The 9,720-nt window shown below is 43.4% G+C and carries 10 protein-coding genes; 5 read left to right on the top strand and 5 right to left on the bottom strand.

Annotated features, from left to right (window positions below; genetic code table 11):
* Both B9J84_RS14210 and B9J84_RS14205 read left to right on the top strand, forming a co-directional pair.
* Positions 1-230: isoamylase early set domain-containing protein (locus B9J84_RS14210; protein WP_094124410.1), on the top strand; the 230-nt coding region annotated here is incomplete at its 5' end.
* A gap of 186 nt (positions 231-416) precedes the next feature.
* Complete coding sequence (locus B9J84_RS14205) at positions 417-1,724, top strand: peptidoglycan DD-metalloendopeptidase family protein (RefSeq protein WP_017050287.1); 1,308 nt, start codon at positions 417-419, stop codon at positions 1,722-1,724.
* Positions 1,725-1,775: 51 nt separating this feature from the next.
* Here B9J84_RS14205 and B9J84_RS14200 read toward each other — a convergent pair whose 3' ends face one another.
* Positions 1,776-3,608 (bottom strand): bifunctional diguanylate cyclase/phosphodiesterase, encoded by a 1,833-nt coding sequence (locus B9J84_RS14200; protein WP_013868105.1) that lies wholly within the window; start codon positions 3,606-3,608, stop codon positions 1,776-1,778.
* Positions 3,609-3,822: 214 nt separating this feature from the next.
* Positions 3,823-4,707, bottom strand: coding sequence for a LysR substrate-binding domain-containing protein (locus B9J84_RS14195; RefSeq protein ID WP_179217574.1), 885 nt, complete (start codon positions 4,705-4,707; stop codon positions 3,823-3,825).
* Positions 4,708-4,841: 134 nt separating this feature from the next.
* On the opposite strand from B9J84_RS14195, the gene B9J84_RS14190 reads away from it, so the two are divergent.
* From B9J84_RS14190 to B9J84_RS16385, 3 genes are all read left to right on the top strand, one after another.
* The gene (locus tag B9J84_RS14190; RefSeq protein ID WP_094124408.1) at positions 4,842-6,038 is read left to right on the top strand and encodes a multidrug effflux MFS transporter; all 1,197 of its coding nucleotides are present in this window, start codon (positions 4,842-4,844) and stop codon (positions 6,036-6,038) included.
* A 125-nt stretch (positions 6,039-6,163) separates the two neighbouring features.
* Positions 6,164-6,514, top strand: a complete 351-nt coding sequence (locus B9J84_RS14185; protein WP_026027570.1) for a hypothetical protein — start codon at positions 6,164-6,166, stop codon at positions 6,512-6,514.
* A 103-nt stretch (positions 6,515-6,617) separates the two neighbouring features.
* On the top strand, positions 6,618-6,752 hold the full coding sequence (locus tag B9J84_RS16385; protein ID WP_013868100.1) for a hypothetical protein: 135 nt from the start codon (positions 6,618-6,620) through the stop codon (positions 6,750-6,752).
* Positions 6,753-6,947: 195 nt separating this feature from the next.
* Here B9J84_RS16385 and B9J84_RS14175 read toward each other — a convergent pair whose 3' ends face one another.
* The 3 genes from B9J84_RS14175 to B9J84_RS14160 form a co-directional block, all read right to left on the bottom strand.
* A complete protein-coding gene (locus B9J84_RS14175; RefSeq protein ID WP_010320515.1) occupies positions 6,948-7,517 on the bottom strand; it encodes a glutaredoxin domain-containing protein in 570 nt (189 codons plus the stop codon).
* Between the two features lie 59 nt (positions 7,518-7,576).
* A complete protein-coding gene (locus B9J84_RS14170) occupies positions 7,577-8,461 on the bottom strand; it encodes a DMT family transporter (RefSeq protein WP_013868098.1) in 885 nt (294 codons plus the stop codon).
* Between the two features lie 461 nt (positions 8,462-8,922).
* A partial coding sequence (locus tag B9J84_RS14160; protein ID WP_094124406.1) for a porin occupies positions 8,923-9,720 on the bottom strand: 798 nt, incomplete at its 5' end.

The raw sequence follows: 9,720 nt of genomic DNA, 5'->3' as shown, positions 1-9,720 counted from the left end.
CGGCTGGCAATGTTGCGATAGTAGCGGACTTTCTTGACTGGCAACCAGAACCAATGAAAAAGGTGGCGAAAAGTAATAGTTTTAAATTTAAAACCCGTTTACCTAAAGATGCTGAATTTCAATTTCGTTACTTGTTGGATGACCAACAATGGGTTAATGATCCTAGCGCTGACCAGTACATTGCCAATGGTTTTGGCGAGGAAAATAGCCTAGTAACGACTTATCAATAGGTTGTTGATAAATCTTGTGAAAGCGTGAAATATGATTAGGACAGTACTCATTTTTACGTGTAATTGTTGATTTATTATAAGGCACTCCGGTGCCTTTTTTGACCATAGAATCACACGATATAGGTGACTTTTGAAACAGAAAGTCTTAATCTTGAGGCTCTTTTGACTTAATCCACAGGATAGATAGTGCTTCCTCGTTCTCTCATTCTGCGCTTTTCTGAGCTTTCACTTCCAAAAAAAGCGTCGATTATTGGCCTACCGATTGTCGCGGCCATCGCATTTTCCTCGTCTATTCAGGATAGCTCCTTACAGCGCCAAATTGAGCTCTCTATTACCGAAACTCAAATTGTTCAGTCGATTTTATCTGATGCTATTGAGGTAAAAAATCTTCCGGATTTTGAATATGAGATTAAATCTGGTGACAATTTAAGTACTATCTTTAATCAACTTGGCTTTGGTTACCAAGATTTGATGAAGATTATGGAAACCGATTTAAACTACCTCGCATTGGATACGTTAAAACCTGGCAACATCCTCAGGTTTTGGAAAGCGCAAAATGGAAATGCGCTTTCCAAAATGGAGCTAGAATTTAGCCTAGTCGAGCGCGCGGTATATTCACGTTTAGATGATGGTACCTATGAGTTTCAAGATGTTAAAATACCGGGTGTATGGAAAGAGTTCGCCATGGTTGGCGAGATCCAAGGCAGCTTTTCTCAGTCGGTCAATTCGATAGGGTTAGGCAGCGCTGAGATAGAACAGATCGTCTCTTTACTTAAAGATAAACTCAATTTCTCTCGTGATCTTAGGGTTGGCGATCGATTTGAAGTGGTTCAATCTCGTCAATTTGTCGGTGAGAAATTGACGGGCAATCGTGAAATTCAAGCGATTAAAATCTACAGTCGAGGCAAAGACGTTTCTGCTTATTTACACCGTGATGGGCAGTACTATGACAAAAATGGCGATAGTTTACAGCGCGCATTTCAACGCTATCCGACGACAAATAAACGCATTACCTCTAACTTTGATGCGCATCGCCTGCACCCAGTCACAAAAAGAGTGGCTCCGCACAATGGTACTGATTTTGGTGTACCAGTCGGTACTCCGGTATTCTCGACTGGCGATGGTACGGTGATCATGACGCGTAAGCACCCTTATGCGGGTAATTACGTGGTGATACAACATGGCAGTACTTACAAAACACGCTATTTGCATTTGAGTAAAATTTTAGTGCGTAAAGGTCAGAAAGTATCGCGAGGTGAGCGGATCGGTTTATCTGGGCAATCGGGCCGAGTCACTGGGCCTCATCTGCATTATGAGCTGATGGTTCGAGATCGCGCAGTGAATGCCATGACCGCCAACATACCAATGGCAAACTCAGTGCCTAAAAAAGAGATGGCGGGGTTTGTTGCAAGGCGTAATGAACTCGATTCTATGCTTCAGCAGCAAGAACTGCGGTATGCCACCAGTGAGTCTTCGGCTGACCAAGAGTCTTAATGTGATAGCATAATGGATATTAGTAATCCCTCACTTTCGAGTGAGGGGTTTTTATGCGCGCCGTACATGGCTCATGTTGTTCCAGTGAGTCACGATAGAGTGCGGTGTTTCTGGCTTTGAAAAATAGTAACCTTGGATCTGTTCACAGCCCATAGCATAGAGTTTCTCCAGAGCTTCTTGGTTCTCCACCCCTTCTGCGACGAGATCAACCCGAAGTTGATTTGCCAATTGAATAATCAACCAAACTACACGCTCTGCTGTTTCGTTACACACCATGTTTTTGATAAAAGTGGCATCAATTTTAATGCAATCGATGGGGTAGCTATGGATGTAATTCAAGCTCGAATAGCCAGTGCCAAAGTCATCAAGCGCGATGGTAAAACCAAGTAGTCTGAGCTTATCTAAGATGTATCTAACTTCACTGGTTTGTGAAAGTAGTACTGTTTCGGTGAGCTCAATTGTGAATTCATTAGGCTCAAAGCCGTATTGAGTAATGGTTTGCATTAAGTGTTCGAGATAGCGCTTGGAGTTGATCAGTTCATGTGCCGAACAGTTAAGTCCTAATTTTACCTTGTAGCCTAAGCCCTCCTCTAGCTCAACTTTTGCTAGGCATGCCAGCTCAACAATGCGTTCTCCTAATTCCACAATTAAACCTGACTGCTCAGCAGTATCGATAAACTCAATCGGTGAAATCGCACCCAGAGTTTCGCTATTCCAGCGAGTGAGAATCTCAAAATAGTTCCACTGTTCTTGGTGACGACTGACGATCGGTTGCGCCACCACAAATAGCTCACTATTTTTACTGGTTAACTTATTGAGTTCACGGCGTAGAGCTTCTGTGATTTGGGTTTGACGATGGTATTGGTCACTCAGATGGGTATCATAGCAACGGATATTACTACCGCGAGTTTGCTTACACTCTTTGAGTGCTAAACAGGCATTGAGTATCAGTTGATCGGCCGTGATTGTCTCTTGAGTTTTCCTTGAAATGCCAATGCTTAAGCTAATTTTAATGCGATGTGATGCATCGACATAACCTGTATTTAGCTTATCCAATATACAGCGGCAGATTTGCAACGGATCATTAGAGAAGGTGATAAACGCATATTCATCCCCTGCGATTCGAAATGCCAAATTCTCTTCCGGAACGCTTTTAATGATGGCATTAGCCACAAACTTAATGATTTGGTCGCCAATATAGTGCCCATATAAGTCATTGATCGATTTAAAATTATCGATGTCTAAATAAGCAAGAGTAAACGGTTCATTGGTTGTTTCAACTAAGCGTTCTAATTTGTCAGCTAGATAACTGCGGTTCATTAAATCGGTCAGGTTGTCGTGAGAAACTTCGTAACTAAGTTGATTAACCAAGCTGTCAGAGCGTTCGCTCAACCACTTATTGCGCAGGCTGTGAACGACTATGTTCGCAATGATTCGGTGGTAGCCAATCACGAATTCCTCATCTTCGATGGGAGAATAGAAGGTAGACACGAGCATTCCGAGTATTTCGCCATTCTTGGCACGTAGAGGAATACCGATATAGGCATCAATCTTATTTTCAATTAGAAACTTGTCATCAGGAAAAATTTTGGTCACTTGTGATGGAAACAGACAGTATTCCTGTTTTGATTTCCACACTTGCTCACACGGTGTTCCCCTGAGCGGATAACCCGTGTCGTTGTTGTCTGGCGTCTCACCAGCATGAGATAAGGTGTGAGCTCTGTAATGCCATTTGTCTAACTCGACGATGCATGTACAGCAGGTTTGAAAATGTGTATGCAGCACCAATGTGGCTCGATCATGTAACTCAGAGCCATCGAGCAGCATGAGCTCGTTAATGGTGTTTAGACTAACTGCATCCCTAGCCAATGATGTTTTAGTCATATGTCGTACTCTGTTTTTTTAGAATATGCACTTAGTGACTATGGTCGACATTGCGCAGTTTTGCCACTCGCAATGATGGGTACTTGAGACGCAAAAAATAAAATATTGGTTATTCAGCGGCTTAGTTGCAGAGTTTTATGAGTACTTTTTTGTCTAGGATAAATTTGCTCTGGTGGACAATTGTTTGATGGAAATAGACGTAACCCCAATTTAGCTACCTAGCTTCATTCGTTAATTTTTCTTTTAAGTAGTTGAGAAATAAATGAGTTCGAGTGTGTTGATAATCAAGTTTAGGGTAATAAGCGTAAACCGTTGCTTGATCAACGGTGATATCGGGTAGCAAACGTATCAGATTGCCCAAACGTAGTTCTTCTTTGACCATCACGTCGTTGGTGACAATCACTCCCATGCCATTTTTGCCTGCATAGAAAAGTGCTTCTGGATTGGTTGTCGCGAAATTACCCGATAACGATAGGCGTTTGCCCGTTGAGGTTTTTAATTCGCGCGTTGTGTGTTCTCCCCAAATCAAGACATTGTGCTGTTGAAGCTGTTCGGCAGATTTGGGCATACCATATTTTTCAATATAGTTAGGAGAAGCATAAAAGCCGGCCCTATGTTCAAATAGGGGTGAGGCTTTAAAACTGAGGGAGTTGAGTTGGTCAATTTCTCGGCTGATGAATAAATCAAGGTGAAGTTCGGGCAATTGCCCCGGAGTTGTTGTGGTCAGTTGGATTCGAATGTCAGGGTAGCGCTGTAGAAATTCATCTAAATACTGCACCAAAAATTTTGAGCCCACAGAGAGTGTCGCCCCAATTTTTAGCAGGCCAGCGGGAGTTTGGCTGACAGATCGTGTTTCATCAACCACCGATTGCCAACTTTCAAGTTGTGCTTTTGCTCGCTCATAAAAGAGAGCACCCGCTTCGGTTTGTGTCACCGTTCGTGTGGTGCGCTTAAGTAACTGCACGCCAATTTTCTCTTCCAGCCAATGTACTCGTTTACTGATGGCTGAGCTGGTGGTATTGAGCTTACGTGCCGCGCCGTTAAAGCTTCCTTCTTCAACCACTCGCATGTATGTTTTAACATTTTGTATCCAATCCATCGTTACCCTACTCATTCCTCATTGGAACTAATTCATTTCCTGAGTGCTTTATTATCAAATCTGAGTTGCCAATATATACTGAAAACGTATTTTGACACCACATCTACCGACGATAAGAGCTCACTTAGCAACCCATGAAAACTCTCGCTAGCACACCATTTAAAAAGACGCCGATGTTATTGGCGATGATGATCATTGCCACGGGCCAAGTTGGGGTGAGCATCTATTTACCTGCACTGCCGTTGATCAGCCGAGACTTAATGGTTGACCAAGCCAGTATTCAATGGCTCGTCACGCTCTTTTTAGTGGCGTTTGGAATGTCACAGCTTTTTTACGGGCCATTGTCTGATGCGGTTGGTAGACGCCCGACATTTTTACTCGGGCAGGGGATCTACTTGGCCGGTACAGTATTGTGTGTCTGTTTTTCGGATAATTTTCATGCGTTGGCTGCTGGTCGCCTACTGCAAGGGCTTGGCGCGGGAAGTGCTTCTGTTCTTGGCCGCAGTGTGCTGCGTGACAGTTATGATGGTCTGCAATTAACAAAGGCGCTTTCTTACATCGCCATCACCGCCTCAATTATGCCAATTATTGCCCCTGTGCTCGGTGGGTGGATTGCCTTTCATTTAAGTTGGCAGTCCGTGTTTGTGTTCGTATTAGTGTATATCTGTACCATTTTTATTTTAGGTTGGTGGATATTGCCAGAAACGTTGCCATACGCGAAACATCGGTTTCAACCTAAGGCCGTATTGCATAACTACTTGCTACTCTTGAAAAATTCCCAAGTGCTGACCAGCGCCAGTTACAACTGGATCAGCTATTTATCTAGCTTAGTGACTCTGTCGGTGCTGCCTTTTCTTTTGCAAAACAAGTTGGGGTTAACGGCCGCCGATTATGGAACCGTAATGATCGTCCCTTCCGCGGGTTTGATGATAGGCAGTGTTGCCGTTAACTTACTCAATGATCGTTTTTCATCCCAACGTTTACTTGCTTTGGCGATTGTCATTATGGCTTTTGCCGGTGTTTGGTTACTGATAACACCGATGAGCGTGTTCAATTTAGTGTGGGGATTTACTTGGTTAACGATTGCGCAAGGTATCTCATTTCCATTATCCACCAGCATGCTGCTCGGGCCACACAAAACTCAAGCGGGCTCCGTTGCGGCTCTATCTGGCTCCATTCAAATGTGTTTAGCTGGATTTTTAGGGGGATACTTGGTGGAAATATGGATCACGAGTCAGATGTCGCTAGGCTGGTTCTATTTAGCAACCAGTTGCGCTATGTTTTTGGTGTTGTGTTCTTCCTATCGCTTACGTCAAACCAAATTCGCTTAATGCTTGTTTATACCCTTCCGGTTTGAAGCGGTTTAAGTCTAGTGGTGCATTTACATCGTACATGTCGGCACAAGAGAAATAATTTGAGGTATAATCTCGGCGACATTAATTCGACGGAAAAATCAATGCAACAAGATGAATTTCAAGCATTAGTCAAAAGCTTGTGCGAGCAAAAAACACTTCCTCAAGCGTTAGATATGCTGAAAGTATTTGAAGATCAAGATATTGCTGAAGCAGCCTTATCGTTAGTGGGTCAGTTTGCTTTAGCCGAAGTGGATGGGGAGCAACGCATTTACCACGTCGTGTTGCAAGAAAATGAGCAAGGTGAAGAAGAAGAGTTTGTCGAACACATTATGAATGAAGGCGATGACGTTATTAAGTTTGTTGCTTGGTTTTTTGAAACCATGTTTGAAGTTAAGCAGAAAGAAACTTACTTGGCTGCTGGTAAAACCTATAAGCAGCCTAAACGCGGTTAACTGAAAATTAATTACTTTATTTTGTGACTCAAGTCTTGTTTTTGTTCTTTTTTGGACTAATATACACCTCGTTAGGTAAATAAATTACATGTTGAGGTGATTCATGGGTTATGAATTAGGTGGTGCTTACGTTGGTCAACTGATCGCAAAAAAAGCGATGTATGATGCAATGCATGGCAAACCACAAGCAAAGAAAAAGTCTTTCATTAAAACGCTAGTGAAGAAATTCAGCAAATAGTGAATGCCTAAGAATCAAAAAGCCCTAGCTTGGTAACAAGCTGGGGCTTTGCTTTATTTACTGGGGTAAAAATGACTGTGCAAATTCGTCCACCATTCGTCCACAAAGAGCCCGTATACCATTACTGACTAAAGAGTCGGCGGTTTCTGAGGTGTCAGTACTTTTTCTTCTAAAGTAACCAGATGCTCTGGGGCACTACTGACTTTTTTTGGTTAGCCAATCTTCCAATTTATCACACCCGCCGATATAGCGGCTTTCTAGCCAAATTTGTGGCACAGTGACGGGCGTTTTTTGACCGATGATGGCTTTAACTTCTGGGATCATCCGGTACAGCGCCGCACTTTCTTTGACTACATCATGATAGGTGTATTGAATTCCCGCTTCATCCAGCAATTTCTTTGCTTTGACGCAGTACGGGCAAGTGGCTTTTCCATACACAATATTGCCAGTTAACTCGTCACGTTGTGCCCACTCTTTGATCACCGATTGAACCAAAACACCTCGATTTAACGCTTCTCCTTGGCTGATCACTTTACCTTCAACGACCAATATTGGGGCGTGCCATGCGCCAAGTTTCAAGGGTTCCCACCAGTACGATAGCCAGTCTTTGACTTCTAACTCGATGGGAATGCCCTCCAGTTCATTATTGAAGGTGTCAGTCAAAATGTCCTTGGTGAGCGTACACTCGCCGCAAGGGATGGTGACTTTAAATGGACCCCAACTTCCAGCCCATCGGTATAGTGTGATTTTTATCGGTTTTGCCATCGTGTTTTCCTCAAGAAGCATTGCTTAGAGAATAGGAAAGAGTTGAGTGACTTTTTATTTCAACGCGAAGATTTTTTTGTTTCCCAGTGAGTAATAAAGGCCACTGAAGCGATAATGATGGCAGCGCCAAGCCATAATCGCCCGGGTGGTGCCCAGCCAAACACTAACCAACCCGCCAAAACATTCAGTGGCAGCTTCGCGTGATCAAAAGGTTGCACAAAAGACGCATCTGCCACCGCATAGGCTTTAACTATCGCCCATTGAGCCAGTGCTGTCATCGCACCCGCAAAAAGCAATATGAGCCATAGAGTGCTTCCTTGAGGTGTTTGCCAATCTGGTAAAGCGAGCAGTAGATTGAACGGTGTGATCAGTACTAAAAGGTAGACCACCATAGTAGACGGTGAGTCATGGGCAGACAGTTTTTTCACCATCAAAGAGTAACAAGCCCAAAAAAATGCCGCGCCAACAGGCAGCAACGATGCCCAGTTGAAATCGTCAGCCCAAGGTTCAAGGATGATCATCGCCCCGACAAAGCCAGTTAATGTTGCTCCCCAGCGCGCTGTACCCACTTTCTCTTTTAAAAAAAGGCCTGAGCCAATCGTGGCAAACAGAGGAGAGGTCATCAGCAGTGCAATACCTTGCCAAATGGGTACGGGATAGGCGAGTGCCCATAACCAGAGTTGTATGCCAATCACAGATAAAAACACACGGAAAATATGCATGCTTAAATGCTCGGTGCGCAGCGAGTAGCGGATCCCTAACGTTGATAAATACGGCAAAATAACGACTAACGCGATGGCATATTGAACCAGCGCCACCGTGGTAGATGACAGGCCATAATTGATACTGGCGACTTGAGCAAGGCTATTGACTATCGCAAAGGCGAGGCCTGCGATTAGCATCCAACTTGCCCCTTGGATTGGGTGGTGAAGTATTTTGGTCATAGAGAAGAGGGTTATAGAAAAAGTCGTTGAATCATACTGACTTATCAGCGTTAAACCAATCTCTGAAATGAATGGAATGGTTCAATAAATTTGAGCAAGTGTTATCCCTGCTGATTTCCACTTGTCTGAAACGCCAAACATTTTGCGTATGGGCTGTGGTGATGGGATAAAAAAAGCCCCCTAAAAAGAGGGCGAAAGAACATGAACGGCCAGTGCTCTGCCTTAGCACTGAAAAGAAGCACAAACGCTGCCATGCATTTGTACTTATTCCATAGCAGGTTGTGTGCCACCTTTAACTTATTGAAAAATAGTGAACTTATATTGTTGGCTCTGTTAAGCATGGTCTAGCCTAGTGCAATGTGTTTTATTGTGGTGCAATACCGGCAAATAAAAAAGGCCAAGCGAGTGCCTGGCCAAAAGGACAAAATCCTTAGGGAGTATATGCGTTCGTATAATTAAAATTAGAAGTTGTAACGTAGACCTAGGCGAATAGAGTCTTTTGCATCATACGCAGTGCCGAGGTCTTTTTTATCTAGGTTGTTCATTTTGTAGGCAACGTAAGTGTAGATTGACTTATTGAAATCATAACGCCCTGTCAACTCAGCAAAATCACTTTTCGTCGTTGTGACGTTTGCAGTTTCATTTTCCGTTTTTTGATACACCCCAATCAAGCGGAAGTTACTTGTGATTTTGTATTGCGCAGCAAATTCAATCCCGTTGAATTCGCTCTTCGCTTTATCGTCCAAATCCCCTTGTGTATAGGTCAGGCCTAAGTACAAATCGTCCAACGTGTAATTCACACCGGCAATAATTTGATTCGCTGCACCTTGGCCTGTGCCATTATCGTTGCTTGCGTAGCCCAAGCCTAAACCAAGGCCGATAGGTAAGTTATAAATTGCAGAAAGACCAAAGCCATCGGTGTCTTTTTCTTCGCCTGCAATAAAGCTTGCTTTCACATTGAGGGCATCAAATGTAGCTGCGTAGAGGAAGGTGTTGTTGATTTGCTCATTACCTGCGTTGATGAACTCTTTTTGAGCGCCAGTATAAGTACCGATGTCTGACATTTGAGAAATTTGCACGCCAGCCGTATCTTGGCGGCCGACAGAAATAGCACCAAAATCAGCTTGTAAACCTGCAAATAGGTAACGTTGGTTGAAATCAGAATTCTTATCGTTGCTGGCGGAGGAATTAACCGTTTGCTCTGCTTCATAGGTTGCAAAACCTTTCAAAGAGTCAGAGATTTCTGTTGAACCTGTAAT

Source organism: Vibrio sp. V03_P4A6T147 (assembly GCF_002241085.1).
GTDB lineage: Bacteria > Pseudomonadota > Gammaproteobacteria > Enterobacterales > Vibrionaceae > Vibrio > Vibrio anguillarum.
Note: the sequence above shows the minus strand (reverse complement) of the source record. Positions and strands in the feature narration are given on the sequence as shown.

What these genes read in the sequence shown, in the direction of transcription:
- B9J84_RS14190 (WP_094124408.1), top strand. Translation starts at nt 4,842, where the DNA reads ATGAAAACTCTCGCTAGCACACCATTTAAAAAGACGCCGATGTTATTG.
- B9J84_RS14170 (WP_013868098.1), bottom strand. Translation starts at nt 8,461, where the DNA reads ATGACCAAAATACTTCACCACCCAATCCAAGGGGCAAGTTGGATGCTA.
- B9J84_RS14195 (WP_179217574.1), bottom strand. Translation starts at nt 4,707, where the DNA reads ATGGATTGGATACAAAATGTTAAAACATACATGCGAGTGGTTGAAGAA.
- B9J84_RS14185 (WP_026027570.1), top strand. Translation starts at nt 6,164, where the DNA reads ATGCAACAAGATGAATTTCAAGCATTAGTCAAAAGCTTGTGCGAGCAA.
- B9J84_RS16385 (WP_013868100.1), top strand. Translation starts at nt 6,618, where the DNA reads ATGGGTTATGAATTAGGTGGTGCTTACGTTGGTCAACTGATCGCAAAA.
- B9J84_RS14200 (WP_013868105.1), bottom strand. Translation starts at nt 3,608, where the DNA reads ATGACTAAAACATCATTGGCTAGGGATGCAGTTAGTCTAAACACCATT.
- B9J84_RS14175 (WP_010320515.1), bottom strand. Translation starts at nt 7,517, where the DNA reads ATGGCAAAACCGATAAAAATCACACTATACCGATGGGCTGGAAGTTGG.